This is a genomic window from Cupriavidus sp. 207A1 (assembly GCF_057798955.1).
The window spans coordinates 76706-101841 of the sequence record NZ_JBYOJO010000006.1 but is presented as its reverse complement, the minus strand read 5'-3'; the positions used below and the strand labels follow the sequence as shown (position 1 = coordinate 101841).

The following is a 25136-nucleotide window of genomic DNA, read 5'->3' as shown; positions in this document are numbered from 1 at the left end:
AGAGATGTCGCTTCGCCCCTAGTCATGGGGCGGCCGGGTACTTGACCACCGCTCGTAGACGGCCCGCATCTTTTCCCTTCCGGGTCTTGTATCAATGCGCGCTACCCGGCCAAAGCGGAGCTTTGGCTGTTACGTAACCACGACTGTCGAGTGTGGTTGAGTCGCTACGAGAGGTGTGGTCAGCACCGCCGTCAACACTACGCGTCAGCGAGACTCGGGAGAATGAGATAACTCTAAGAACTTCAAAAGGCTACGCTGGTAGGCATGGGTGACCACGCCCGGTGAAGCTTGGCCTATGCAGATGCAACGGCCGTCGCAGTCCGCGCCCGAAGTGCCAAAGCCAACCCCAATAGCAAGGCCACGGCATTTCCCACCGCATAGCCAAGCACTGCCCCGCGTGTACCCAAACGCGGTACCGCAATGAGGTCGACAATTACCGTCGTAGTCAGCACCAGCGCCCACTTCATCGCCACCCACCTCGGCTTGCGCAGGAACACGGGCAACAGACTCAAACCGACATCCGCAAAAACAAGAGTGGATGCCAGTGCCGCCAGCCGCAGCAGCATGACCGTCTCACCAAATGCTTGCCCGTACAGCAACGCAACGACCCATTCCGCACAAAGCGCCAGAATGAGTGCACCGCATAGCCCGATTGCCGTCATGCCGCCCGCCACGCGAAGTACGTTCCTTCTGGCGGCTTCGGCCGATTGCTGGCCAAACACATACATCGGTGCAATGCCTGCGGCAAGAATGGTGGCGACAGTCGTAAAGTTGTCCAGCACTTGCATCGTCGCCGCATAGGCCCCCAGTTCCGCTAGCGGCACAAGCGGCTTGAGAATTAACTGGTCGGCACGCCGGGCACACACCATCAGCATAAAGCTCACCCAGAACAGCGTCCCATCACGTACCAGGTCACGGGTCAGCGTCGCGTCGCGGGCAGGTACGTTACGCGGCGCGCGTGACAGGTAGTACCAGGCTAGCAACGCAGCGGCAATCAGCGGTTCGATGGCAAAGGCTGTCGCATACGCAGGCACCAAATTGACGCCTGTAAAGAACAGCGCGCCGATCAGAGCGACCTTCGCAGCCATTGCAACGAGGTTGAAGACCACGTTCGGCCGGTTATGCGTACGCGCCTGCATCCATGCAATGACCACGCCGAACGGTTCGCGCAGCATGATGGCTGTGCCGAGGATGGCTGCGGGGATCCATGTGTCTGCCGGCTGTTGTGTGAATGCCAGGTAGGCGCACATCAGTGCGTAACCGGCTATGCCTGCGGACATGCGAATCGCAAAGGCGTGGGCGAGCAGCGCGTGTGTGGCTTCAGGAGCCGGCCGAGCCACCAACCGCGGCACCACCACCTCCGCCGAACAGATCAACGGTATCGACGCCGCAATAAACACCAGCGACTGCGCATACTGGAAATGCGCGAACCCTTCGGTGCCCAGCGCCCGCGCCAGCATGGCCACCACGCCGATGCCCACGACCACCTGCAAGCCACGGTCGGCCAGCAGCCAGAGCAGGTTGCCCGCGACTTTGCGGCGCATCAGGGTTGCTTCCTCAGGCTACGGTATTGCGCCAGCCATTGCCGCGCCACACCATTCACGTCGAAATGGCCGACGATCCGCTGGCGGCGCCGGTCGCGTTCAGTTTCGGTGCCGGGCAGGCCTGCGATGGCGTTGCGCAAGGCGCTCGACAGGGCTTGTGGATTTCCGGGGGGGATTAGCGTGGCGGTGTCTGCCGCCAGTTCGGATACACCTGCCGCGGCGGTCGCCACGACCGGCAGACCGCTGGCCAGCGCTTCGCCTACCGCCAGCGGCATGCCTTCGATACGCGAAGACAGCACGAAGACATCGGCGGCGCGCAGCAGCTCCGGGATGTCCGTCCTGGCGCCGGCCAACAGTACGGCATGATTCAGCCCGTGCCGGGCGACCCGATGCGCCAGTTCATCGCGCAACGGACCATCTCCGGCAATCATGAGCCGTGCCTTGGGCATGTCGCGGCTGAGCTCGGCGAAGGCCTCGATCAGCATGGCCTGGTCCTTTTCCGGTACCAGCCTGCCGACGTTGAGGACCAGCACGTCGTCGGGGCCCAGGCCGAGGTCGCGTCGGGCCTGTTCGCGCGAAGCCTGGTCCGGGCGAAAGCGGCCGGTATCGATGCCGTTCGGCATCACGATCACGCGCCCGTCCGGCACGGCGCCGCTGGCCACCATCGCCAGGCGGCCGGCGTCGCTGACGTGGGTCGTCAGGGCGCACCAGCGATCCGTGACGCGGTAGGCGAGGGCGCGCAGGCGGCCGCCTTCGCGTGCGCTGTGCGCCGAGCATATGACTGGCGGCATGCGTCCCATCCTGGACAGTACCCGTGCGAACAGATTGGCGTGGACCATATGGGCGTGGATAACATCCGGGCGCCATTGCCGCACGAGCAGCCGGGCCTTGCGCAGGGCCGCCAGCATCGACAGCGGGGTCTTGCGCATGTCCAGTTCGGTGACGTGGATGGCGGCAGGCAAGTCGATCTCCTGCCCCTGCGTCAGGCTGAGGATGGCGACCTCGTTGCCCAGTGCCAGGAAGGCGCGCGCCAGCGCCGCGATCTGCTGCTCGGCGCCGCCCAGCTTGAGGCCTGTGGTGATGACAAAGATGCGCAATGGCGCCGGCGCGGCAGTCTCGTCGACGCTGCCCATCAGCGGGCTCCGTAACCGGTCGCGAGGGTCCTGAGCGTCTTCACCCCGATTAGCAGGTCCAGTGCCAGCGAACAATGCTTGACGTAATACAGGTCATAGCTGAGCTTGGTCACAGTCTCTTCATGGCTGCCGGCATAACCCTGCTGCACCTGCGCCCAGCCGGAGAGGCCGGGCCGCACCAGGTGCCGGTACGGGTAATAGGGGATGGTCTCGGAAAACCGGTCGACCATGGGCGCCTGCTCCGGCCGCGGGCCGATCAGGCTCATATGCCCGAGCAGCACGTTCCAAAGCTGGGGGATCTCGTCCAGGCGGTACTTGCGGATAATGCGTCCGACCCGGGTCACGCGCGGATCGCGGCGTGCCGCGAACAGGGCGGGCGCGCTGGCGTCGACGCCCATGCTGCGGAACTTGAGCATGACAAAAGGCTTGCCGAACAGGCCCACGCGTTCTTGCCGGAAGATGGCGCCGCCAGGCGTTTCGAGTCGGATGGCGAGCGCGACGGCGAGTCCCAGCGGCACGGCCAGCGGTGCCAGGCAGGTGACGGCCACGATATCGATCGCGCGCTTCAGGTAGCCGTAGAGGTAGTGCGCGGCGTAGTCGTCCAGGAAGTTCTCGTCGATATGCGCCAGGCCGACGCGGCCGGTCAGCATTTCGCCGACGCGCTCGACCGAGTACATGCGGACATGGCTCATCTTGTAGTGCGCGAGCAGCCGCGTGCGTTCGGGGTCGCCGGTGGCGCTGCGCTCTACCATCAGGCCGTCGAAGTGCCTGGCGTCCTCCAGCGAGCCCACCGGTTCGAAGCGGATGCGCGCCGGCGCCGCGGCGCCGGGCATGGCGAGGATGGCGTCCAGCTGCGCCAGCGTACCCGGATCGGTATAGCCGAACAGCGGCACGTAGTTCTGCACGAAGCGTCGATAGCCGGTCCAGAGCCACGCCAGTGTGATCAGGTAGGACAGCAGCAGCGCGCCGCGCGAGTATTCGATATGGAAGGCGGCAAACACGAAGAGCAGGCCGCAGAACGGCAGCGTCGCGGCAAGTCCGGCCAGGCTGTTGCCTTCCATCGCCGGCAGGTGCAGCGAGCGATGCAGCAGCATGAACGCGACCAGGTACGGCACGACGGACCATAGCAGGGTGCGCGTGAACACGTAGGTCACGATGCCGGCACGGTGGGCCATTTCGGCGCCGACCGCGCTGAGCGCGAACAGCGCCAGGCCGAGCACCGCCCAAGCCACCATCCGGCTGACGCGGCGCACGGTCTCCGAGCCGCCGGTGCGCATGCGCAGGGCGCGGTGCCGCATGCTGTCGGCCTTGATGGTCATGACGTCGGCACCCGCGCGGCGCGGGGCGTTTGGGCGAGAGCGTCGCGGTAGACGGACCAGGTGGCGTCGGTCATGCGTTCCAGGCCATAGCATTGCTCCCAGCGCTGGCGCGCGCCATGGCCAAGCGCCGCACGCAGGGCGCTGTCGTCGGCAAGGCGGCGCAGCGCTGCGGCGAACGCATGCTCGTCATCGTGATCGACCAGCAGCCCGTGCCGGTTGTCTTCGATCTGTTCACGAATGCCAGGCAGGTTTGAGGCGACTACCGGCAGTCCGGCACGCATCGCCTCGAGCACGGACAGCGGAAAGCCTTCGTGGTCCGACGCCAGCACAAAGGCCTGCGCCGAAGCCAGCAGCGCCGGTACTTCGGTGACGTTGCCGGGAAACTCCACGCGCCCCGGTGCAAGCTGTTGCGCCAGCTGCTGCATGGCGTGCCGCTGCGGGCCGTCTCCGACCAGGGTCAGTACGCACGACTCCAGCCCTGCGCGCGCGAACGCGCGGATCGCCGCGTCCGGGCGCTTGGGCGCGGCAAAGCGCGCGACCATCACAATCCTTCGCAGGGGGGCTTGCGGGTCGGCGCGATGAGGTGTATCGGGGATGCCGTTGGGAATGACCGAGATGCGTTCGGCGGCAAGCGGAAGCGATCGGGCCAGTTGTCGTTCCGCTTGCGCGACGCAGATTACGCGCGCGGCCAGCGGTGCCAGCAGCCATTCCGCCACGCGCGCGGCCAGGCGCTGGCGGGGTGGGGCTTCGGCCTTGAAGGCAAAGCCGTGGACGGTATATACCACGGGTATGCCGAGTAACAGTCCGGCGATGCGGCCCAGCGCGCCTGCCTTGGCGCTGTGGGCATGGATCAGGTCCGGCGCGGCGTGTTTCAATGCCCCGACCAGTTCACGCAAGGCATGGATGGCGCGCCAGGGCGACAGGGCATTGTCCAGCCGTGTCAGCCGGATGGTCTGCGCGCCGGTGCGTGCGGCGATCTCGAAGAGGGGGCCTTCGCCGCCCGCCAGCAGCACGGTATCCGCCTTGCCGGCCGTCGACCGCAGCAGGTCGGCGACATGCGACTGCGCGCCGCCGATCTCCGCATTGGTGATCAGGTAGGCAATGCGAGGTCGGGACGACGGTTGCGCGGATGGCTTCAAGGCTGTGTACGTTTCGTGACGGATCGGGTCCGCCGCGGGTGCCGCGGCAGGACAAAATACCCCTGAGCGCTGGGCAGGGCACCGCCGGATGTAGGACAGACTCCGAAAATTGTGTCCATCCGTGATAATGCGGCGATTATACCGCCCGGGCCCGCCGCAATCCGGCAAAATAGCTGCCTTTGGGGCGCCGCATCGGCCTGCTGGCAAGGTGTGGCGCGGACGACAAGCAACTCAGGACCCTACATGCAAATCGATCCTTCCATCTTCAAAGCCTATGACATTCGCGGCATCGTGGGTAAAACGCTCACCCGCGACGTCGCGCGCCAGATCGGCTTGTCGTTCGGCTCCGCCGCCGTGGAGCTTGGCGAGACTTCCATCGCCGTCGGCCGTGACGGCCGGCTGTCCGGCCCGGACCTGATCGGTGGCCTGGTCGAGGGGCTGCGCGCCACCGGGCTGGACGTGCTGGACCTGGGCATGGTGGCGACGCCGATGGTCTATTTCGCAACCAATATCGAGATCGACGGCGTGCGCCCCACCTCGGGCATCATGGTGACCGGCAGCCATAACCCGCCCGACTACAACGGCTTCAAGATGGTGCTGGCGGGCCGGGCCATCTACGGCGAGCAGATCCAGGACCTGCGCAAGCGCATCGAGGCCGGCGCTTTCACCCAGGGCGCAGGCGCGTACAAGGAAGTCGATGTGCGCGCGAAGTATCTCGATCGGATCCTGGGAGACGTCAAGCTGTCCCGCCCGATGAAGATTGCACTCGATGCCGGCAATGGCGTGGCCGGTGCCTTTGTCGGCGATCTGTTCCGCGGCCTGGGCTGTGAAGTGGTCGAGCTGTTCTGCGAGGTCGACGGCAACTTCCCCAACCACCATCCCGATCCCGCGCATATCGAAAACCTGCAGGACCTGATGAAGACCCTGCGCGAGACCGACTGCGAGCTGGGCCTGGCCTTCGATGGCGACGGCGACCGCCTGGGCGTGGTGACCAAGGACGGACAGGTGATTTTCCCGGACCGCCAGCTGATGCTGTTCGCCGAGGAAATCCTGTCGCGCAATCCCGGTGCGCAGGTGATCTACGACGTCAAGTGCACCGGCAAGCTGGCGCCGTGGATCCGCCAGCACGGCGGTGAGCCGCTGATGTGGAAGACCGGGCATTCGCTGGTGAAGGCCAAGCTGAAGGAAACCGGCGCGCCGATCGCCGGTGAAATGAGCGGCCATGTCTTCTTCAAGGACCGCTGGTACGGTTTTGACGATGGCCTGTACACCGGCGCGCGGCTGCTGGAAATCCTGTCGCGCCATGCCGATCCCAGCGCCGTGCTGAACGCGCTGCCGAACGCCAACAACACCCCTGAACTGCAACTCAAGTGCGCCGAGGGCGAGCCCTTCACGCTGCTCGACAAGATCCGCGCCAACGCCAGGTTCGACGGCGCGCGCGAAGTGATCACCATCGACGGCGTGCGGGTGGAATATGCCGACGGCTTTGGCCTGGCGCGTCCGTCCAATACCACGCCGGTGGTGGTGATGCGTTTCGAAGCGGACAACGACGCCGCGCTGGCGCGCATCCAGGCAGAGTTCAAGCGCGTGATCCTCGCCGAGAAGCCGGATGCTCAGCTCCCGTTCTGAGGGCGCGACGGTGCCTGCGGCATCGTCTGACGCGGCCGGTGTGGCACAGCCCATGCCGGCCGCGGTGCCTTTTGCGCTGCCGGAGCGGCCGCGCATCCTGCTGGTCAAGGTATCGTCGCTCGGCGATGTGGTGCACAACATGCCGCTGGTGCACGACTTGCGCGCGCGCTGGCCGGGCGCCGAGATCGACTGGGTTGTCGAAGAAGGCTACGTTGAGCTGGTACGCCTGCTGCCCGAGGTGCGCCGCGTGATCCCGTTTGCGCTGCGGCGCTGGCGCAAGCGCCTGCTGCAGGGCGGCACCTGGCGCGAGATCGGCGCGGTGCGCGACGCCTTGCGCCAGGAACGCTATGACGCCGTGATCGAAAGCCAGGGCTTGCTCAAGACCGCGGTGGTGGCGCGCGTTGCCGCGCGCGCGCCGGGCGCGCCCATCATCGGGCTTGGCAACGCGACGCAGGGCTCGGGCTATGAGCCGGCGGCGCGGCTGCTTTATACCGATCCGGTATCGGTGCCGCGCCAGACCCATTCGGTGCGGCGCTCGCGCTTGCTCGGCGCAGCGCTGACCGGGACCGCGCCGGCGGAGCCGCCGTTGTTTTTCGGGGAGGCCGCGCGGACGCTGTCCGTCGACGATCCGCTATGGGCGGATTTGCCGGCGCGCTATGCCGTGTGCTTCCATGCGACCGCGGGGGCGCGCAAGAAATGGGCGCTGCAGAACTGGCACGCGCTGGGCGAGCGTCTGAATCAAGAAGGCCTGGTGATGCTGTTGCCATGGGGCAATGACAAGGAACGCCAGGCTGCCGAAGCCATTGCTGCGGGCGTGCCGCGGGCCAAGGTGTTGCCGCGCTTTTCCGTGATGCAGGGCTTTGGCCTGATCAATCGCGCCGAAGTCGTGATCGGCGTAGATACCGGACTGGTCCATATCGCCGCGGCGCTGTGCCGGCCCACCGTGGAAATCTATACCGCCACCTGGCGCTGGAAGACCGAAGGCTACTGGTCGGAACGCATTGCCAATGTCGGCGACGACGGCGTGGTGCCGTCGGTCGATGAAGTCTACGAGGCGGCGTGCCGCGTGCGCGGAGTGGCTGCCTGATGTTGCGTCTCCTGTACAGCTTGTTATGGGTGGCGGTGCTGCCGCTGGCGCTGCTGCGCCTGGCCTGGCGTGCGCGCAAGGAGCCGGGCTACCTGCAGCATGTCGGCGAACGCCTCGGGGCCTATGGCGGCCTGCCGAAGCCGGGGCCGTGGCTATGGGTCCACGCCGTGTCGGTGGGCGAGACCCGCGCCGCCCAGCCGCTGGTCGAGGCGCTGCTGGCCGCGCATCCCCATCACCGCCTGCTGCTGACCCACATGACGCCAACCGGCCGCCAGACCGGCGCGCAGTTGTTTGGCAAGGAGCCGCGCGTGGTGCAGTGCTACCTGCCGTACGACCTGCCGTGGCTGGTGCGGCGGTTCATGCGGTATTTCCGGCCGCAGGTGGGCATGCTGATGGAGACCGAGGTGTGGCCGAACCTGGTCCATGGCGCGCGCAAGGCGGGCGTGCCGCTGTACCTCGTCAACGCCCGCTTGTCGCCGCGCAGCTACCGGCGCACGGCCCGCTTCGGTCGCGCCGCAGCGTCGATGTACCGCGACTTTGCCGGCGTGCTGGCACAGACGGCGGGCGATGCCGAGCGCTTTCACGCACTGGGTGTGCCGGCGGTGCAGATCACCGGCAACCTCAAGTTCGACATGCAGCCCGCGCCGGCCGGCGTGGCGCTGGGCGGGCAGCTGCGCCAGGCCTTCGGCGCGCGCGCGGTGCTGGCGGCGGCCAGTACGCGCGAGGGCGAAGAGGCGATGCTGCTCGACGCCTTCTCGCGCTGGGAGTCCCTGGCGCCAGGCGTGCCCCGGCCGGCGCTGCTGCTGATTCCGCGCCACCCGCAGCGTTTCGATGAAGTGGCCGCGATGGCCGCGCGGACCGGGTTTTCGGTCGAACGCCGCAGCAATCTGGATCTCGATCGCGTGCGGTCGCCGCTGACGGCCGACATCGTGCTGGGCGATTCGATGGGCGAGATGGCCATGTACTTTGCCGCGTCGGACCTGGCGTTTATCGGTGGCAGCTTGTTGCCACTGGGCGGGCAGAACCTGATCGAAGCCTGCGCCGTCGGCACCCCCGTGCTGATCGGGCCGCACACCTTCAACTTTGCGCAGGCGACCGAGGATGCAATTGCCGCGGGCGCGTGCCTGCGTGTCGACAATGCCGACGTGCTGATGCGTACCGCGGCCAGCGTGCTGGCAGATCCGGCGCGCCTGGCTGAGATGCGTGCGCATGCGCAGACTTTTTCGGGCTTGCATCGCGGCGCCACGGTGCGCACCCTGGCGGCCGTTGCACCAACGTTGGAAGGCTGACTGAAGATTAGCTCGGCGCACTGACCAGGGCATCCCATTGTTGCGCGATCTGTTCCAGCGCGAACCGGCTGGCTTTCTGGCGGCCGCTGGCGCCGAGCCTTGCTGCCAGTTCCGGTTGGCGGATCACGGCCAGCAGCGCCTGGGCCAAGGCATTGGCGTCGTCGGGGGCAACCACCAGCGCGTCCTGGCCCGGATCCAGCAATTCGCGCGGGCCGGTCTCGCAATCGGTTGATACGATCGGCAGCCCGAAGGCCATCGCTTCGATCAGCACCAGCCCGAAGCCCTCATAGCGCGAACTCAGGCAGAACACCGAGGCACTGCCATAGGTTTGCACGGGGTCATGGCAGATGCCGGGCAGGCTGGCGCTGTCTGCCAGCCCCAGTTCCCGGATCAATGCCGCCAGGGCGGGGCGCTGCTCGCCTTCGCCATGTATCAGCAACTGCCATTGCGGCGCCTGTGCCGACACGATCTTCCAGGCGCGCAGCAGCACATCGAAACCCTTGGCCGGGACCAGTCGCCCCATGGCCAGCACCGTCCTTTGCGCGCGTGTCGCCGGCGCATCCGGCAATGCAAACGGCAGCGGGTTCGGCAGGCACACGACCTCGCTGCGCGGCCGCAGCGCTTCCAGCCAGCGGCTGCGGTCGCGCTCCGTCAGTACCACCACCTGGCGGCAGAACCGCGCCGCCAGCCGACGCGCCAGCTTGCGTGCGGGCTTGCCGAGGTCCTCGTCAAAGTGACAGTGCTCCCAGGCGATATGGTGCAGGCCAAGGCCGAGCGTGGCAGGCAGCACGAACAGTTCCAGCATGGGGTCCACCTGCACCAGCACATCGATGCGATGCGCAATGCAGTGCCGGCGGATGCCGGCAACGGTGGCGAAATAGGCGCGCTTGAACGAAGGGCGTTGCGGGAACACCGCTTCATGGCGCACTTCGGGGTGCAAGGGAAACTGGCTGGACCTGTCCCAAAGGCTAAGGATGGTGACGCGGTGTCCCAGTGCCGCCAGCGCGTTGGCGATGGTGGCGGTCATCCGCTCCGCGCCGGCCATCGCATTCAGGGTGCCGGTCAGGAAGCAGATATGGCGCCGCGAGTCCGGGTTCAAGGCGTTGCCGGTGCCGGCAGTTTGCTTTGGCGCGCGACGACGTAGGCAAAGCAAAACGCCATGACCAGGCTATAGAAGGCATTGACCAGCGTCGTGGCGAACATGACTTCGGTCAGCCCGAACACCATGAAGCCGCAGCACAGCGCCAGGCCCATGGCGCTGGCGACCCGGGTGCCGCGGTCGGTTCCGCGCAGGTGGCGCAGGAAGAATACGGCGGGCACAAGGTACAACGCAAGGATCGCCAGCAATCCAGGAATGCCGAGCGTCGCGGCGGCATGCAGCAGTTCATTATGAGAATGCGGCATGGTCGCCGCCAGCGGCGTAATCACATGCTGAGTGGCAAGGGTCTGCAGGGTCGTTTCGAAGTGTTCCGGTCCGACGCCGGTCCAGGGTTGGGCCTGGAACAGTTCAAGCGACGCGCGCCAGAGCTGAAGGCGAACTCCGATCGAAGTGTCCGACGTTACATGCTGAACAAATTGAGACAGTTCCGATACAACCGCAGCCGTCCTCTGCTGCACCATCGCGCTGCTGAACCACCCCAGCGCCATCAGCCCGGCCAGCCCCACCAGCACCCCCGCCTTGTGCAGCCGCGTCAACCGGCGCGAGGCGGCCAATGCGATCAATGCCAACACCGGAATCGCCAGCCATCCGCCCCGCGTACCGCTCATGTATGAGGCATACAGGCCCGCGAAGCCGGCCAGCAGTTTCAGGCCGGCCAGCCAGTGATCGCCGGGGCGGTTCCAACCGATCGAGATCACGGCGAGCATGCCGGTAAGCAGGGCGAGGTTGCCGAAGGGAATGACATTGGAGAAGCCGACATGGCTGGGGCGGCCTGCTGCGGCCACTTCGTGCAGCCACAAGGCGGCTATCAGCGCACAGGCGACGAAGCCCCACTGGATGCTCTGCATGCCGCGCCGGCCCAGGCGCAGCATGCCAGGGACCAGAAGGATGAACAGCGCAAAACGCAGGTAAAGATAGGGCACATGCGGGTCTTCGGCCCCAGTCAGCAGTTGCTGAAGCAGCACGGCCAGCGGCAGCGCCGCCATGGCCAGCATGAAGGGCCAGTAGCGGCTCAGGATCGCGCCGTATTCGGCCAGGGCCGCGCGGCCGCCGGCAGCCAGGGCGATGGCGCTCCACCCCAGCAACAGCCCGAAGCAGGTGTTGCTGAGCGACGGCTTGACGAACATCAGCGCGGGAAACGCAGCCAGGACAACACAGGCGCTCAGGTACAGAGCTTTGTCGATCCCCAACGGTAGGGACCCTTGCAATCTCGTCATCAAGAGCATGGAGAAAGGTTTCCGGAGGAAGGTGGTGCATGGGAGATGCGTGCCGTTCCGTCCGTCTTATTATTGTCGCCGTCTCCTGAGGAGCGGTGCCCGGCGCCGGCATTGCGGCTCGGGGCGAAGCGATTATATCGGATGGCCACGGTGGCATTTCCAGGAGTTCCGCATCCTAGCCGGGTGAGCGTGACTACCCGTTACAGGATGTGTGTGGAGGGTCAGGCGCTTGGTGGAGGCCTTGCCGGATCGGCTTGCTAAACTGAAGGTCTATGGCCGGGGTGCACTTTCCGGCATGCTGCTTGTCACATCCATCGATGACATCGCTACGGGCGCCCCGGGGCAGCCCGCAACAGGAGCTCTTATGGATAGTCGTAATCGCCCGATGCCCTTGGCGGTCGCCGTGCTGGTCGCCGCCATGCTCGGCGCCTGCACCACCGCGACCGCGCCCAATCTTCCCTCGGCCGGCACCAACCTGAACCAGACCCAGCCGTCCGGACCGAGCCGCTGGGAACTGGTGCGCTGGCAGCAGCCTGACGGCTCGCTGCGCGAGATCCCGCACGGCGACAATGGCCAGCCGATCATTTTCGAGTTCAACGAGGGCATCGATGCCGCGCAGGGCACGGTCAGCGGCACCAGCGGCTGCAATCGCTTTACCGGCAGCTATGGCAAGACCGAAACCGGCATCCGCTTCGATCGCATCGCCGGCACGCGCATGGCTTGCCCGCCACCGCGCATGACGCTGGAGTCGGCGCTGCTGAAGGCGATGCAGACGCCGTTTGCCACCGTGGGCACGCAGCCGTCGGCGGCCAGTACCGGCCGGCAGATCATCTGGAAGACCGTGGACGGCGACCTGCTGCAGTTCGTCGAGCGCGAAGGCGTGGGCAAGCGTGGTGCGCGCGTGGAAGCCGCGGGCGTGGAGAAGACCGTCTATATCGACTCGCAGCGTGTGGAGTGCACGGGCGTCGGCAAGATGACGTGCTACCGCTGGCGCGAGTCGCCGGATGCGCCGTGGCAGCTGTGGTATGGGCCGATCGAAGGGCTGGATTTCGAGCCGGGCGTGGCCTACCGGCTGCGCGTGCGCGAATACCAGGTGCCGAACCCGCCGGCGGATGCATCGGCGATCCGCTGGCAGTTGCTCAACGTGGAGTCCCGCACGCGCGCGCAGTAAGGCGCACCAGGCGGAGGATCAGGAGCGCGGCGTGCCCGCGGGCGTGGCTTCGCGCCGCGTGCCGCCGCGCTCGGCCGACGACGCGCGCGGGTTTGCCGGCACCTTCGCGCCCGCCTGTGCCGGCACCGGCAGCTTGTACAGCGCGCCTGGCGACGAGGTCAGCAGGGTGTTGATCTGCACCACGTCCTCTTCCTGCAGTACCCCGGTGGAAGCCTTCAGCCGCAGGCCGTTCATGATGGTGTCGTAGCGCGCCTTGGCCAGGTCGCGGCGGGTGGAGAACAGCTGGGCTTCGGCGTTGAGCACGTCGATATTGATGCGCACGCCCACTTCATAGCCGAGCTGGTTGGATTCCACCGCGCTGGTGGCGGAGCGCTCGGCTGCCTCCAGCGCCTTGACCTGGGCCAGGCCGTTGGAGACGCCGGAGTAGGTCTGGCGCGCGGTCTGGGCGGCGGTGCGGCGGGCGAACTCGAGGTCACTGGCGGCCTTGTCGGCCAGCGCCAGGGTCTCGCGCACGCGCGACTGGATCTGGCCGCCGGCGAAGATCGGCAGGGTCAGCTGCACGCCGATCTGCGACGCGTTGTAGTGCGTCGAGATCGCCTGCGTGGCGCTGCCGGTCTGGTTGTTGAAGCCGTACGAGGCCACCAGGTCCACCGACGGCAGGTGCCCGGCCTTGGCCTTGTTGGTCTCGCGCTGCGCGGTCTCGAGGTTGTAGCTGGCCAGGTTGACCTGCAGGTTGCTGGTCTCGGCCTGCGCCGCCCAGGCGTTGACATCGGGCGGCTGGGGTCCGGGGATCGGCGCTTCGGCGCGCAGGCCCATCAGTTCGTCGACAGGCTTGCCGGTGATCTGCTGCAGCGTGGCGCGCTTGATTTCGAGGTCGCTCTGAGCGGCGATTTCGGTCGAGGTCGCCAGGTCGAAGCGGGCCTGGGCGTCGTTGGCGTCGACGATGGTGGCGGTGCCGACCTCGAAATTGCGCCTGGCCTGTTCCAGTTGCTCGGAGATGGCCTTCTTCTGCGCGCGCGCCAGGTAGAGGTTGTCCTGCGCGGCCAGCACGTCGAAGTAGGCCTGCGCACTGCGCGTGATCAGGTCGAGCTCGGCCTGGTGGAAGGTGACTTCGCCCGCCTGCGCGGCCAGCTCGCCCTGCTTGTAGGTTTCCCAGCGGTCCCAGCGGAACAGCGGCTGGCTCAGCTGCAGCTGCCAGTTGTTGTTGTTGAAGAAGCGCGTGCCGGAGGCGCTGGGTGCGCCGCCGATCGGCAGCGACGCGGTCTGGTCCAGCTTGGTGCGGTTGGCGCCCGCGGTACCCACCACCTGCGGCAGCAGGCCGGCGCGGCCCTGGGGCAGCTTCTCGCGCGTGGCCAGCAGCTGGGCGCGCGCGCTGGCGAACTGGGCGTCATTGGCTTGCGCATCGCGGTAGACCTGCAGCAGGTCGGCCGCGCTGGCCGGCGCCGCGGGCATCAGGGCCAGCAGCGGGGCCAGCAGGGAAACCGCGATCGCCAGGCGCGTCCGGATCGCTCCGGGCTGGGCGTTGGGCGCAAACGTCATGACACCTCCAGGTGGGCGCGGCGGGTGCCGCGGCCGACAGTCGTTTCTTCTTCGTGTTGCTGCTGGCTGCCGCGTCAGTACTTCGGCATGGCGGGGTCGACCTGGCTGGCCCAGGCGTCGACGCCGCCGGTCAGGTTGTAGACCTTGCCGAAGCCCTGGCGCTCGAGGTAGGCCGCCACCTGCATGCTGCGTGCGCCGTGATGGCAGATGCAGACGATGTCGGCGTCTTCGTCGAGCTCGGCTGCGCGCGCCGGGATGTCGCGCATCGGGATGTGGGTGATGCCGGGGAGGGCGCAGGTCTGCACCTCCCAGCCTTCACGCACGTCGAGCAGGACCGGCTTGGCGCGGCTGGCGTCGGCCAGCCACTGGGCAAGTTCGGTCGCTTGGATGACCTGCATGGCGGTACGTCCTCAGAACTGGAATTGCGACGGCCGGGCCGCGCCCTGCAGGGGCTTGACCGCGGTCTCGAACAGGTTGACGACCTGGTACTCGGTCTCGGATACGCGCGTGACCAGGCGCGCTTCCATCACCGGCAGTTCGCCGACGAACGCGGCGATGCGCCCGCCCACCTTCACCTGCGCCAGGATCGACGGCGGGATCGCCGGCAGCGAGCCGGAAATGCAGATCACGTCGTAGGGCGCGGCGGCGGCCCAGCCGTCGGCGGCATTGCCTTCGGCGACCTCGACGTTGGTCACGCCGGCGTTGGCCAGGTTGGTGCGGGCCAGTTGGACCAACTCGGGCACGATGTCGACCGTCAGTACGTGGCGGGCGCGGTTGGCCAGCAGCGCGGCCATGTAGCCGGAACCGGCGCCGATTTCCAGCACGGTCTCATGCTTGCGCACGGCCAGGTCCTGCAGGATGCGGGCTTCGACGCGCGGCGCCAGCATGTTCTGCCCGGCGGGCAGCGGAATCTCCATGTCGACGAACGCCAGCGAGGCGTACGCGGACGGGACGAACTGCTCCCGCTTGACCACCGCCAGCAGGTCCAGGATTTCCTGGTCCAGCACGTCCCACGGGCGGATTTGCTGTTCGATCATATTGAATCGGGCTTTTTCGAGATCCATCTTGCCATTCCTTACCAATGCCAACCGCTGTCGGTCTGTGCGCCGGCCGCGCGGTGCCACGGCCGGACAGTCTTATCAAACCCGTTATTTTAACCTTGCGGGCGCCTGCGGGCTCATTCCGCGCTGGCCTCCACCGGGGCCGGGCGTTCCGCTGCCGAAGGCCGGCCGGTCCCGGCCTGCGCGGGCGCTGCCGGCGCGGCTGGCGCCGCTGAGGCATTACGCGGCTTGCCTTGCCACAGCCGGCGCAGCCACGCGCCGAAATCATCAAGGTACGTATAGATCACCGGCACCACCACCAGCGTCAGGATCGACGAAGTGATGATCCCGCCGATCACGGTCTGCCCCATCGGCGCGCGCTGCTCGGCGCCTTCGCCCAGGCTGAAGGCCAGCGGCACCATGCCGAAGATCATCGCCAGCGTCGTCATCAGGATCGGGCGCAGCCGCACGCGCGCGGCTTCCACCAGCGCGGCCTCGCGCGACAGCGGCTCGCGACCGCAGGCGCCGTCAACATGGCCCTGGCGCGCCTGGTTGGCAAAGTCCACCAGCAGGATCGCATTCTTGGTTACCAGCCCCATCAGCATGATGAACCCGATGATCGAGAACATGTTCAGGGTCGAGCCGAACAGCAGCAGCGCCGCGAACACGCCGGCCAGCGTCAGCGGCAGCGAGGTCATGATGGCGATCGGCTGGAAGAAGCTGGCGAACTGCGAGGCCAGGATCATGTAGATGAAGATCACCGCCAGCGCCAGCGCCGATACGGCGTAGCCGAACGACTCGTTCATCGACTTGGTCGAGCCGCCGAAGCGGTACTTGTAGCCGGCCGGCCAGTTCACCCCGTCCAGCGCGGCCTTGATGTCGCGCGCGACTTCGCCAGCCGAGCGCCCGGCCACGTTGGCGGTCAGCTCGACCTCGCGGTTCAGGTCGCGCCGGCTGATCTGGTTGGCGCCGGTGGTGGGCACCAGCTCGGCGATCTGGCGCAGCGGCACCATCTTCGGCGAGCCGTCCGCGTTGGCGTGGCTGCTGGCGATCATCAGCGCGCTGAGGTCGGCCATGCCGGTGCGCGCGTCCTTCGGCAGGCGCACGCGCACGTCATAGTTCTCGTCGTCCGGCGCGCGCCAGGAGCTGATGGCATCGCCGGCCAGCAGCGGACGCAGCGCATTGCCGATCTGTGCCACGCCCACCCCCAGGTCCGAGGCCAGCTCGCGCCGGATACGGACCTCGATGGTGGGGCGGTCGTCCTTCATGCTCGAATCCAGGTCGGTCAGGCCCGGGATCGCCGCCATGCGTGCGCCGGCTTCGCGCGACAGGCGCCGCAGCTCGTCCAGGTCGTCGCCCTGGATCGATACCTGGATCGCCTTTTGCCCGCCGGCGCCGTCGGGCATGCCGACCATGGTCAGCGTGATGCCGGCAATGCCGGCCAGCCGCTTGCGGATCAGCGGGTTGAGCTGCGCGGTGGTCAGGGTGCGCGCGCGCCGCTCGGTCAGGCGCACCGACACCAGCGCGTTGTTGCGCCCCGACGCGTTGCCCGAGTTGATGGTGGCGTAGGTGTAGGCCACTTCGGGGAAGGCCTTCAGCGCGGCTTCCACCTGCCGCACCTTGGCTTCGGTGACGTCGAGCGAGGTGCCGACCGGCGTGGTGAAGCCGACCTGGGTCTCGCCCAGGTCGGCATTGGGCACGAACTCCGTGCCGATCAGCGGCACCAGCGCGAAGCTGCCGAAGAAGGTGGCGGCGGCGATGATGGCGGTGGCCAGGCGGTGCTTCAGCGCCCAGCCCAGCATGCCGGCATAGCCGTCGCCAAGCCGGTCCATCCTGGCCGAGAACCAGTCCAGCAGCCGCCCCACGGTGCGTCCGTACCAGCTGCGCTTGTTGCCGGTGCCGTGCAGGTCGGGGTCATGCCAGACCGAGGACAGCATCGGGTCCAGCGTGAACGAGACGAACATCGAGATCAGCACGGCCGCCACCACGGTGATGCCGAACTGGTGGAAGAAGCGCCCGATGATGCCGCCCATGAAGCCCACCGGCAGGAACACCGCGACGATCGAGAAGGTGGTGGCCAGCACCGCCAGCCCGATCTCGTTGGTGCCATCCAGCGCCGCCGTGCGGTGGTCCTTGCCCATCAGGTTGTGGCGCACGATGTTCTCGCGGACCACGATGGCATCGTCGATCAGCAGGCCCACGCACAGCGACAGCGCCATCAGCGTGATCACGTTGAGCGTGAAGCCGCACAGGTACATCACGCCGAAGGTGCCGATCAGCGCGATCGGCAGCGTCAGCCCGGTAATCACCGTGCTGCGCCACGAGCCGAGGAACAGGAACACGATCGCCACGGTCAGGAAGGCGCCTTCCAGCAGCGTCGAACGCACCTCCTTCACGCTGCTGCGGATGCCGCGCGCGGTGTCGTTGACCACGTTGAGCTGCACGCCGGCGGGCACCAGCTTGCGCACCTCGTCGGTCATGCGTACCAGGCCGTCGACGGTATCGACGGTGTTCTGGCCCTGCGCCTTCACCACCGACAGGAACAGCGCGCGCTTGCCGTCGAGCAGCGCCAGGCTTTCCTGCTCTTCCTGGCCGTCGCGCACGTCGGCGATCTCGCCCAGCGTGACCGGCTGGCCGGCGCGGCGTGCCACGATGATCTGGCGAAACGCATCCGGCGTGGGCACGCGGCCCTTGATCTGCACCACGGTCTCGGTCGCCGAGGAACGCAGTTCGCCCGCGGGCAACTCCTGGTTCTCGTTGCGGATTGCGTTCATCACCTGGTCGACGCCGATGCCCAGCGCTTCCAGCTGCGCGGGACGGATGCGGATCTCGACCTCGCGCTTGGTGCCGCCGACAAGATTGATCGCGCCCACGCCGCGCACGGTTTCCAGCCGCTTGCGCACGATCTGGTCGGCGATGGTGGTCAGCTCGCGCTGGCTGCGGCTGGCGCCCGGCGCGTTGGAGACGGACAGGTAGAAGATCGGCGCGTCGGACGGATCGTAGCGCAGCACGCGCGGTTCCTTGACCTCGTCGCGGAACTGCGGCCGGATCAGCGCGATCTTGTCGCGCACGTCCTGTGCGGCCTGTCCGACATCGACGCTCAGGTCGAACTTGATGACGACGACCGAAGTGCCCTGGTAGGAATGCGAAAAGATCTCGTCGATGCCGGAGATGGTATTGACGATCTCCTCGACCTTGCGCGTGACGTCGGATTCCACCGACTCGGGCGCCGCGCCCGGATATTCCGTCTGCACCACCACCACCGGGAAGGTGATGTCGGGAAACTGGTCGACCGGCAGCCGCTGGTAGGAGAACAGCCCCACCACGATGAACGCCATCATCATCATGGTGGCGAGCACCGGATTGCGGATCGACAGGCGGGTGAACCACATGGCGCGCGTCCTCTGTACCGTCAGGCCTTGACGCGCCTGACCTGGCTGCCGCCGCGCAGCGTGCCCAGGTTGTTGCGCACGATTTCGGCGCCGGCGTCGAGGCCAGCGACGATTTCCACCATGCCGTTGGCTTCGTCGCGCAGGCCGAGCTGCACCGGGCGTTCGGCCAGCGTGTCGCGCTCGATGGCATAGACGAAGGCGCGTTCGCCCTCGGTGCGCACCGCCGACACCGGCACCGCCACCACCGCGGCGCGCTGGCCCAGCACCAGCGCGCCGCGCGCGAACATGCCCGCGCGCAGCACCTGGTCGGCGTTGTCGACGCGGACATAGACCATGATGCTGCGCGTGCCCTCGCTGACGGCCGGGTTGATGCGCACCAGCTTGCCGGCAAAGCGGCCGGCGCCTTCCACTTCCAGCGCCACCGGCTGGCCCACCGCGGCGCGCGCCACGTCGGCCATCGGTACCGGTGCTTCCAGCTCCAGCACGCGCAGGTCGACCACATCGACCAGGCGCGTATCCGGCGACACCTTCTCGCCCGGCTGCACCGCGCGCGCGGCCACCATGCCGTCGAGCGGCGCCTTGACCACGGTGTCGGCCAGCGCCTTCTGCGCCACCGCCAGTCCGCCCTGGGCGGCGTCGAGGTTGGCGCGCGCCACCGCCAGGTCGGACTGGTACTTGTCGAAGGCGGTCTGCGAGATAAAGCCCTTGTCGACCAGCTCGCGGTTGCGGTCCCAGGTCTGGCGCGAGTTCTCGAACTGGCCACGCGCGGCCAGCATCTGGCCGCGCGCCTGCGCGACCCGGGCTTCGTATTCGGTCGCGTCGATGCGCACGATGACCTGGCCGGCGCGCACCGGCTCGCCTTCGCGCACCAGCACCTGCTTCACTTCGCCGGAGACCTTGGCCTTGACCGAGGCCTGGTTCAGCGCGCGCAGGCTGCCCGACAGCGGCAGCGACAGCTGCAGGTCCTGGCGCGCCACGCGTACCAGGTCGGTCTGCAGGAACTCGACGATATTGGCGGCCGGCGCCGCGACTTGCGGCTGCCGCGCGCTGCCGGCCTTGCGCACGGCCACGGTGGCGCTCAGCGCCAGCGCCAGCGCCAGGCAGGCGGCAGTGATCAGCAGGGGCTTTCGTTTCATGTCGGGGTGCCGGGTAGCGGCGCGGAAGCGGCGGGCGTGGCGTCGGCGGCCAGCGCGGCGGCGCGTTGCGCCAGCATGTCGTCGCGGATCACTTCCCAGATATAGGGGCCGTGCTGCGGCGGCAGCGGGCGGTCGCGGGCTTCGCCGGCGGTCAGCCCGAACAGCAGCATATCGAGCAGGCCATCGAGGAAGGCCTCGGGGTCGATGTCTTTCTCGGCGGTGGCGCGCAGCGCGCGCTGCCACATCATCAGGAATACCAGCGGCGCGCAGATCAGCGTGGTGGTGGGGTTGGCCGGCAGCGCGCGGAACTCGCCGCGCGCCACGCCGCGTGCCAGCACCTTGGCGAACAGCTCGTCGCCCGGCACCATCACTTCCTGGTTATAGAAGCGCGCGATGTCCGGGAAATTGGCCGACTCCGCCATGATCAGCTTGGTCAGCCCCGCCACCGGCGTGGCGCCGATCAGGCCCCACCAGCCGCGCAGCAGTTCGCGCAGCAACTCGGGCGTGCTGCCCTGGTAGGCATCGACCAGGTCGGCGCCGCGCGCCAGTGCCGGCACCAGGTTCTCGCGCACCACCGACTTGAACAGTTCTTCCTTGTTGGCGAAGTACAGGTACACCGTGCCCTTGGACACGCCGGCCGCGGCGGCCACGTCTTCCAGCCGCGTGGCGGCATAACCGCGCTCGACGAACAGGTCCAGCGCTGCCGCCACCAGCTCCTGCGGCCGCGCCGCCTTGCGCCGGCTCCAGCGCGGGCTGTCGGTGTCCTTGTGCGGATCGGCGGGTGGCTTGGTCACGGCGGGCTTGCGAAGACTTCGGGGCACGAGGGGGCGCGTCGAAAAAGTTAATAACTTGTGGGTCAGTAATGTAGATGAGGCCCCCCAGAGGGTCAAGCACGGGCATGCACTATGCTCGGGGCCGCAACCCGTCCCGTCATGTGATCCTAAATGCACGGCTGCTTGTCACCTGCGCCCGCTTAGGGCGTTTTCCTTTTCTTACAGGAGACCCGCGGTCCTTCGGGCACAATGTCGCCTTTGTGCTGGCAGACTCAACGGCCGCCGATCCCGAACCATCGTCATGAGTTGCCGGTCAGACCTTTCCTGTCGCGCGGGCTGCGGCGCGTGCTGTATCGCGCCGTCGATCGCCTCGCCGCTGCCGGGCATGCCGGGAGGCAAGCCGGCGGGCGTGCCGTGCGCGCAGTTGCTGCCGGACATGCGCTGCGCGGTGTTCGGCAGCCCGGACCGGCCCGCGTTCTGCGGTGGCCTGAAGCCGTCGGCCGAGATGTGCGGCGATTCGCGCGAAGCGGCGCTGCACTGGCTGACCCGGCTCGAGATCCTGACCGCGCCGCAAGCGCACGCCTGAGCCGTCCGGTGGCATGGCGCCTGGCATTCATTCCTGATGTTCCGCAATCGGAGGCAATATGATCCGGACTTCCCGACGGCGCTGGTTCGCCGCCGCCGCCGCGGCCACGCTGGCCGTGGGGCTGGCCGCCTGCGGCGCCTTCCGCAGCGAATACACCTTTTCGCAAAGCCAGCTGCAGGCGGCGCTGGAACGCAAGTTCCCGTTCAACAAGCGCTACATGGAGCTGTTCGACATCCAGCTGACCAACCCGCAGCTGACGCTGGATTCCGTGCGCAACCGCGTCAACGTGCAGTTCGACGCGACCATCGACAACAAGCTGTTCTTCAGCCAGGCCCTGAGCGGCCGCTTCGCGCTCGACAGCGGGCTGCGCTATGACGAGCCCACCCGCTCGGTGGTGCTGCAGGATCCGGAGGTGAAGCGCTTCGACGTGCAGGGCATGCCCGCGCAGTTCTCGCGCCAGCTCAATGCGCTGGGCGGCATCCTGGCCGAGCAGCTGCTGCAGGGCTATCCGCTCTATACCTTCCGCGAAGACCAGCTGCGCATTGCCGGCACGCACGTCGAGCCCGGTACAATCACCGTTTTGCCCGACGGCATCAACGTCAAGATCAACCGCCCCTGACCGGGCGCATCGAACAACAATGCAGGCGGTCCGGCACCAGGCCGGACAACGCCCGCGACTACGTCTCTTTCGTTCCGCATGGAAATCGCACTAGCGCTGAAGGCCGTGATCCTCGGCATCGTCGAAGGCCTGACCGAGTTTCTTCCCATTTCGAGCACGGGCCACCTGATCCTGGCCGGCCAGCTGCTCGACTTCAACGACGAAAAGGGCAAGATCTTCGAGATCGTGATCCAGTTCGGCGCCATCCTGGCGGTGTGCTGGGAGTTCCGCGCGCGCATCGGCAAGGTGGTGCGCGGCCTGCGCGACGACCCGCTGTCGCAGCGCTTTGCGGCCAACGTGGTGATCGCCTCGGTGCCGGCGATCGTGCTGGCGTTTATCTTCGGCAAATGGATCAAGGCCCACCTGTTCAACCCGATCTCGGTGGCGCTGGCCTTTATCGTCGGCGGCGTGGTGATCCTGCTGGCCGAATGGCGCGATGCGCGCCGCGGCACGGTCTCGCATCCGCAGGGCAATGCATTGCTGGAAGCCGCCAAGGCCGGCGCACCGCGCATCGAGTCGGTCGACGACCTGAACTGGCGCGACGCGCTCAAGGTGGGGCTGGCGCAGTGCTTCGCGCTGGTGCCGGGCACCTCGCGCTCGGGCGCCACCATCATCGGCGGCATGCTGTTCGGGCTGTCGCGGCAGGTCGCCACTGAATTCTCGTTCTTCCTGGCGATCCCGGTGATCTTCGGCGCCACGGTCTACGAGCTGTACAAGGCGCGCGCGCTGCTGAACGGCGACGACCTCGGCATCTTCGCGGTCGGCTTCGTCTTTGCCTTCCTGTCCGCCTTCCTGTGCGTGCGCTGGCTGCTGCGCTTCGTCGCCACGCACGACTTCAAGCCGTTCGCGTGGTACCGCATCGCCTTCGGCATCGTGGTGCTGCTGACCGCTTACACCGGCTTGGTGTCCTGGCACGCCTGACCTCGCCGTACCGCGGGCAACAAAAAAAGCGTGGCAGATGCCACGCTTTTTTGTTTGCGCGTTTGCTGCGCTCAGGCGCGCTTGCGGAACACCACGTCCCACACGCCATGCCCGAGCCGCACACCGCGCCGCTCGAACTTGGTCACGGGCCGGTAGTCCGGCCGCTCGGCAAAACCGTCCGGCGCCGCCGAGGTGTTCTCCAGCAGCGGCTCGGCCGACAGCACTTCCACCATCTGGTGCGCGTACTCTTCCCAGTCGGTCGCGCAGTGGATATAGCCGCCCGGCTTCAGGCGCGCGGCCAGCACCTTCACCAGCGGCGGCTGCACCAGCCGGCGCTTGTTGTGGCGCTTCTTGTGCCACGGGTCCGGGAAATAGATGTGCACGCCGTCGAGGCAGTCGTCGGTCAGCATATGCGCGATCACCTCCACCGCATCGTGCTGCAGGATCCGCACATTGGACAGGCCGCGCTCGTCGATCAGCTTGAGCAGCGCGCCCACGCCCGGCTCATGCACCTCGCAGCCCAGGAAGTTGTCCTGCGGCCGCAGGCCGGCGATATGCGCCGTGGTCTCGCCCATGCCAAAGCCGATCTCAAGGATCGACGGCGCCTGGCGGCCAAAGGTCGCCTCCCAGTCCAGCGGCTGCGCTGCGTACGGCACGATCATGCGCGGCCCGACCTCGTCGATGGCGCGCTGCTGCCCGGTCGAAGTCCGGCCGGCGCGGCGCACGAACGAACGGATGCGGCGCGGATGCGCAACGCCTTCAGGATCGGCAGGAGAGGGGGCGGACGCTGGCACGGCGGCGCGGTCTGCCGGCTCGGCCTCGTCGGCCGGCCCGGTGCTGGGGTCTTGGGGAAGCATGGCAACAAAAAAGCCGCCGGGCGGATCACCGTAACGGTGGCAAAGGCGGCTTGTCTCGACTGGAAGTGGAGCGGGCGATGGGAATCGAACCCACGTCTTTAGCTTGGGAAGCTAAGGTAATAGCCATTATACGACGCCCGCTATGGCTTGCTGGGAGCGGATTCTAGCACGATTCCGGCGGCGGTCTATGCTCCGCAACCGAACCTACGCTCCGCAATTCATTTCGTGGGCGCCACCCGCTTCCCACGTCGCAGGTAGTGGCGTTTGGTGGTCCGCACGTCGGCGTGGCCCAGCAGATCGGCCGCCGCGGCGTCGCCCTTCTGCTCGCTGGTGTCGTCCGCTGCCTTCGCGCGAAGGTCGTACAGCCAGAAGTTGGCCAGGCGCTCGGCGTGGTCAGGGTGCGCCTTTACCGCTGCTTCCTTGGCCTTCTGGAAGTGCCAGCGCAGCGCCGGCTGGCTCAGCTTCAGGCCGCGTTCGTTGACCAGCAGGTAGATCGAACTGACGTCGAGCCCGGCCTTGCGGGCCTTAATCCGGTCCAGCAGCGCCTTGAGTTCGCCGATGATGGCAATGCGCAAGGTCGCCTTGGTCTTGGACTGCTTGATCACCAGGTGGCCTTCCTGAACGTTCTGCTCGGCCAGCTCAAGCGCATCCCCTGGACGCTGGCCAGTCAGGTAGATCAGATCCATCGCATCGCGCAGCGGCTGGGCTGCGTTCTCATAGACCATCCGGTACATGGAGTCATCGACGTAGACATCTCGCTTTTCCAGCGAGTGCCCCTTGATGCCATCGGCCGGGTTCGGCAGGGAGGTGTAGCCCCACTCGCGCGCCTTGTTCCAGATGTGCGAGAAGAGGCGCTTGCACCGGTTCGCCGTAGTCGGCTTGTCCTTGTGCTTCTTCAGGAACATATGCACGTGCGTGGGCTGGATGGCTTCCAGTGGCGCGGGCGGGTCGCTGAAGAAGGCCAGCAGGTGCTTGATGTCCGAGAACTGCACGGCCTGGGTGCTGGCGGCCTTCGTCGGAATCTCCTCGACCTCATACTGCTTGGCCACGTCCGAGAACAGGATCCGGCCGGAGACATTTTCGACTGCGATGTGCAACTCGGCGTAGCGCTTGATCGCCAAGATGAAGTCCGACCCCAGCGGGATCTCCTTGCGAGGCCGTCCGCCCTGGTCGTAGTAGTAGTACGTCTTGCCGCTGCGCTGCTTCCGCGCGCGCATGTTCTGCGGCAGGTTCAGGTTCTTGCTGGGCTTCCGTCCCATCTCATCCTCACGCGGGAACCACGCGCGGCATCCAGCCGCGCTTCTCCGGCGCAGGCTGTGCCTTGCCGCCTTCCACAACAGATCGCACCACCACCGCGCGCCCGGCCGCGTTCACGTAGAACGGTACGCCCATTTTCTTCAGCTGGGCCACCTGCTTGCTCTTTAGCTTGAAGCCGGTGAGGGCGGCCAATTCTTGCTCATTCAGGAACGTTTCCATCCTTCCCTCCAATCCGCCAGGCCCGGCGGGTCAATTCGATGATTCGTTGTGCTTGCTGCTGCATTTACAGG

22 protein-coding genes and 1 tRNA gene are annotated in these 25136 nt (G+C 67.1%); 7 read left to right on the top strand and 16 right to left on the bottom strand.

From position 1 onward, the window contains the following. Window positions 1-293: 293 nt before the first annotated feature. The 4 genes from AC3FMM_RS12855 to AC3FMM_RS12840 are packed head-to-tail and all read right to left on the bottom strand — an operon-like array spanning window position 294 to window position 5135. Complete coding sequence (locus AC3FMM_RS12855) at window positions 294-1544, bottom strand: lipopolysaccharide biosynthesis protein (protein ID WP_488686769.1); 1251 nt, start codon at window positions 1542-1544, stop codon at window positions 294-296. Beyond that, the gene (locus tag AC3FMM_RS12850) at window positions 1544-2677 is read right to left on the bottom strand and encodes a glycosyltransferase (RefSeq protein ID WP_488686768.1); all 1134 of its coding nucleotides are present in this window, start codon (window positions 2675-2677) and stop codon (window positions 1544-1546) included. Before AC3FMM_RS12850 ends, AC3FMM_RS12855 begins: the two co-directional genes overlap by 1 nt. After that, window positions 2677-3996, bottom strand: coding sequence for a sugar transferase (locus AC3FMM_RS12845; protein WP_115710492.1), 1320 nt, complete (start codon window positions 3994-3996; stop codon window positions 2677-2679). The genes AC3FMM_RS12850 and AC3FMM_RS12845 overlap by 1 nt, the downstream gene beginning before the upstream one ends. Further along, on the bottom strand, window positions 3993-5135 hold the full coding sequence (locus AC3FMM_RS12840) for a glycosyltransferase family 4 protein (protein ID WP_115710491.1): 1143 nt from the start codon (window positions 5133-5135) through the stop codon (window positions 3993-3995). Before AC3FMM_RS12840 ends, AC3FMM_RS12845 begins: the two co-directional genes overlap by 4 nt. A 243-nt stretch (window positions 5136-5378) precedes the next feature. Here AC3FMM_RS12840 and AC3FMM_RS12835 point away from each other — a divergent pair, with 243 nt between their 5' ends. From AC3FMM_RS12835 to waaA, 3 genes are read left to right on the top strand one after another with little or no spacing between them, the layout of a single operon-like run. After that, window positions 5379-6764 carry a phosphomannomutase/phosphoglucomutase gene (locus tag AC3FMM_RS12835; protein ID WP_111519373.1) on the top strand — a complete coding sequence of 462 codons (1386 nt, stop codon included), beginning with the start codon at window positions 5379-5381 and terminating at the stop codon, window positions 6762-6764. Further along, window positions 6745-7851 carry a lipopolysaccharide heptosyltransferase I gene (gene waaC, locus AC3FMM_RS12830; protein ID WP_488686767.1) on the top strand — a complete coding sequence of 369 codons (1107 nt, stop codon included), beginning with the start codon at window positions 6745-6747 and terminating at the stop codon, window positions 7849-7851. Before AC3FMM_RS12835 ends, waaC begins: the two co-directional genes overlap by 20 nt. Beyond that, window positions 7851-9140: a lipid IV(A) 3-deoxy-D-manno-octulosonic acid transferase gene (gene waaA / locus AC3FMM_RS12825; RefSeq protein WP_488686766.1), complete on the top strand. Its 1290-nt coding sequence runs from the start codon at window positions 7851-7853 to the stop codon at window positions 9138-9140. The genes waaC and waaA overlap by 1 nt, the downstream gene beginning before the upstream one ends. Before the next feature lie 7 nt (window positions 9141-9147). Here waaA and AC3FMM_RS12820 read toward each other — a convergent pair whose 3' ends face one another. Both AC3FMM_RS12820 and AC3FMM_RS12815 read right to left on the bottom strand, forming a co-directional pair. Next, entirely contained in the window at window positions 9148-10239 is a 1092-nt protein-coding gene (locus AC3FMM_RS12820; protein ID WP_488686765.1) for a glycosyltransferase family 4 protein, read from the bottom strand. Further along, entirely contained in the window at window positions 10236-11525 is a 1290-nt protein-coding gene (locus AC3FMM_RS12815) for an O-antigen ligase family protein (protein ID WP_326346608.1), read from the bottom strand. The genes AC3FMM_RS12820 and AC3FMM_RS12815 overlap by 4 nt, the downstream gene beginning before the upstream one ends. Before the next feature lie 355 nt (window positions 11526-11880). On the opposite strand from AC3FMM_RS12815, the gene AC3FMM_RS12810 reads away from it, so the two are divergent. Further along, a complete protein-coding gene (locus AC3FMM_RS12810; RefSeq protein WP_488686764.1) occupies window positions 11881-12687 on the top strand; it encodes a DUF4377 domain-containing protein in 807 nt (268 codons plus the stop codon). Window positions 12688-12705: 18 nt separating this feature from the next. Here AC3FMM_RS12810 and AC3FMM_RS12805 read toward each other — a convergent pair whose 3' ends face one another. The 6 genes from AC3FMM_RS12805 to AC3FMM_RS12780 form a co-directional block, all read right to left on the bottom strand. Beyond that, the gene (locus AC3FMM_RS12805) at window positions 12706-14226 is read right to left on the bottom strand and encodes a TolC family outer membrane protein (protein WP_488686763.1); all 1521 of its coding nucleotides are present in this window, start codon (window positions 14224-14226) and stop codon (window positions 12706-12708) included. Window positions 14227-14300: 74 nt separating this feature from the next. Further along, window positions 14301-14624 (bottom strand): rhodanese-like domain-containing protein, encoded by a 324-nt coding sequence (locus AC3FMM_RS12800; RefSeq protein WP_115710478.1) that lies wholly within the window; start codon window positions 14622-14624, stop codon window positions 14301-14303. A 12-nt stretch (window positions 14625-14636) separates the two neighbouring features. After that, window positions 14637-15290 carry a protein-L-isoaspartate O-methyltransferase family protein gene (locus AC3FMM_RS12795; protein WP_488686762.1) on the bottom strand — a complete coding sequence of 218 codons (654 nt, stop codon included), beginning with the start codon at window positions 15288-15290 and terminating at the stop codon, window positions 14637-14639. Between the two features lie 113 nt (window positions 15291-15403). Beyond that, the gene (locus AC3FMM_RS12790) at window positions 15404-18658 is read right to left on the bottom strand and encodes an efflux RND transporter permease subunit (RefSeq protein WP_488686761.1); all 3255 of its coding nucleotides are present in this window, start codon (window positions 18656-18658) and stop codon (window positions 15404-15406) included. Between the two features lie 20 nt (window positions 18659-18678). Continuing rightward, window positions 18679-19794 carry an efflux RND transporter periplasmic adaptor subunit gene (locus AC3FMM_RS12785; RefSeq protein WP_488686760.1) on the bottom strand — a complete coding sequence of 372 codons (1116 nt, stop codon included), beginning with the start codon at window positions 19792-19794 and terminating at the stop codon, window positions 18679-18681. Continuing rightward, entirely contained in the window at window positions 19791-20615 is an 825-nt protein-coding gene (locus AC3FMM_RS12780) for a TetR/AcrR family transcriptional regulator (RefSeq protein WP_488686759.1), read from the bottom strand. The genes AC3FMM_RS12785 and AC3FMM_RS12780 overlap by 4 nt, the downstream gene beginning before the upstream one ends. Window positions 20616-20868: 253 nt before the next feature. Here AC3FMM_RS12780 and AC3FMM_RS12775 point away from each other — a divergent pair, with 253 nt between their 5' ends. From AC3FMM_RS12775 to AC3FMM_RS12765, 3 genes are all read left to right on the top strand, one after another. Next, window positions 20869-21153 carry a YkgJ family cysteine cluster protein gene (locus tag AC3FMM_RS12775; protein WP_115710475.1) on the top strand — a complete coding sequence of 95 codons (285 nt, stop codon included), beginning with the start codon at window positions 20869-20871 and terminating at the stop codon, window positions 21151-21153. A 58-nt stretch (window positions 21154-21211) separates the two neighbouring features. Continuing rightward, complete coding sequence (locus tag AC3FMM_RS12770; RefSeq protein ID WP_326346615.1) at window positions 21212-21772, top strand: DUF1439 domain-containing protein; 561 nt, start codon at window positions 21212-21214, stop codon at window positions 21770-21772. A 78-nt stretch (window positions 21773-21850) separates the two neighbouring features. Then, the gene (locus AC3FMM_RS12765) at window positions 21851-22732 is read left to right on the top strand and encodes an undecaprenyl-diphosphate phosphatase (protein ID WP_062801473.1); all 882 of its coding nucleotides are present in this window, start codon (window positions 21851-21853) and stop codon (window positions 22730-22732) included. A 71-nt stretch (window positions 22733-22803) separates the two neighbouring features. Here AC3FMM_RS12765 and trmB read toward each other — a convergent pair whose 3' ends face one another. The 4 genes from trmB to AC3FMM_RS12745 all read right to left on the bottom strand — a co-directional run bounded on the left by trmB (window position 22804) and on the right by AC3FMM_RS12745 (window position 25065). Next, entirely contained in the window at window positions 22804-23589 is a 786-nt protein-coding gene (gene trmB, locus AC3FMM_RS12760) for a tRNA (guanosine(46)-N7)-methyltransferase TrmB (RefSeq protein WP_414247664.1), read from the bottom strand. Window positions 23590-23655: 66 nt separating this feature from the next. Beyond that, window positions 23656-23730: transfer RNA gene (locus AC3FMM_RS12755), tRNA-Gly, on the bottom strand. Between the two features lie 77 nt (window positions 23731-23807). After that, on the bottom strand, window positions 23808-24848 hold the full coding sequence (locus AC3FMM_RS12750) for a tyrosine-type recombinase/integrase (RefSeq protein ID WP_488686758.1): 1041 nt from the start codon (window positions 24846-24848) through the stop codon (window positions 23808-23810). 7 nt (window positions 24849-24855) lie between these two features. Continuing rightward, a complete protein-coding gene (locus AC3FMM_RS12745; protein ID WP_488686757.1) occupies window positions 24856-25065 on the bottom strand; it encodes a DUF4224 domain-containing protein in 210 nt (69 codons plus the stop codon). Between the last annotated feature and the right edge of the window lie 71 nt (window positions 25066-25136).

Bases quoted from the DNA above. Each gene is read 5' to 3' on its own strand.
- AC3FMM_RS12855 (WP_488686769.1), bottom strand. From the start codon at position 1,544: ATGCGCCGCAAAGTCGCGGGCAACCTGCTCTGGCTGCTGGCCGACCGT.
- AC3FMM_RS12850 (WP_488686768.1), bottom strand. From the start codon at position 2,677: ATGGGCAGCGTCGACGAGACTGCCGCGCCGGCGCCATTGCGCATCTTT.
- AC3FMM_RS12845 (WP_115710492.1), bottom strand. From the start codon at position 3,996: ATGACCATCAAGGCCGACAGCATGCGGCACCGCGCCCTGCGCATGCGC.
- AC3FMM_RS12835 (WP_111519373.1), top strand. From the start codon at position 5,379: ATGCAAATCGATCCTTCCATCTTCAAAGCCTATGACATTCGCGGCATC.
- waaC (WP_488686767.1), top strand. From the start codon at position 6,745: ATGCTCAGCTCCCGTTCTGAGGGCGCGACGGTGCCTGCGGCATCGTCT.
- waaA (WP_488686766.1), top strand. From the start codon at position 7,851: ATGTTGCGTCTCCTGTACAGCTTGTTATGGGTGGCGGTGCTGCCGCTG.
- AC3FMM_RS12815 (WP_326346608.1), bottom strand. From the start codon at position 11,525: ATGCTCTTGATGACGAGATTGCAAGGGTCCCTACCGTTGGGGATCGAC.
- AC3FMM_RS12810 (WP_488686764.1), top strand. From the start codon at position 11,881: ATGGATAGTCGTAATCGCCCGATGCCCTTGGCGGTCGCCGTGCTGGTC.
- AC3FMM_RS12805 (WP_488686763.1), bottom strand. From the start codon at position 14,226: ATGACGTTTGCGCCCAACGCCCAGCCCGGAGCGATCCGGACGCGCCTG.
- AC3FMM_RS12800 (WP_115710478.1), bottom strand. From the start codon at position 14,624: ATGCAGGTCATCCAAGCGACCGAACTTGCCCAGTGGCTGGCCGACGCC.
- AC3FMM_RS12795 (WP_488686762.1), bottom strand. From the start codon at position 15,290: ATGGATCTCGAAAAAGCCCGATTCAATATGATCGAACAGCAAATCCGC.
- AC3FMM_RS12790 (WP_488686761.1), bottom strand. From the start codon at position 18,658: ATGTGGTTCACCCGCCTGTCGATCCGCAATCCGGTGCTCGCCACCATG.
- AC3FMM_RS12785 (WP_488686760.1), bottom strand. From the start codon at position 19,794: ATGAAACGAAAGCCCCTGCTGATCACTGCCGCCTGCCTGGCGCTGGCG.
- AC3FMM_RS12775 (WP_115710475.1), top strand. From the start codon at position 20,869: ATGAGTTGCCGGTCAGACCTTTCCTGTCGCGCGGGCTGCGGCGCGTGC.
- AC3FMM_RS12770 (WP_326346615.1), top strand. From the start codon at position 21,212: ATGATCCGGACTTCCCGACGGCGCTGGTTCGCCGCCGCCGCCGCGGCC.
- AC3FMM_RS12765 (WP_062801473.1), top strand. From the start codon at position 21,851: ATGGAAATCGCACTAGCGCTGAAGGCCGTGATCCTCGGCATCGTCGAA.
- trmB (WP_414247664.1), bottom strand. From the start codon at position 23,589: ATGCTTCCCCAAGACCCCAGCACCGGGCCGGCCGACGAGGCCGAGCCG.
- AC3FMM_RS12750 (WP_488686758.1), bottom strand. From the start codon at position 24,848: ATGGGACGGAAGCCCAGCAAGAACCTGAACCTGCCGCAGAACATGCGC.
- AC3FMM_RS12745 (WP_488686757.1), bottom strand. From the start codon at position 25,065: ATGGAAACGTTCCTGAATGAGCAAGAATTGGCCGCCCTCACCGGCTTC.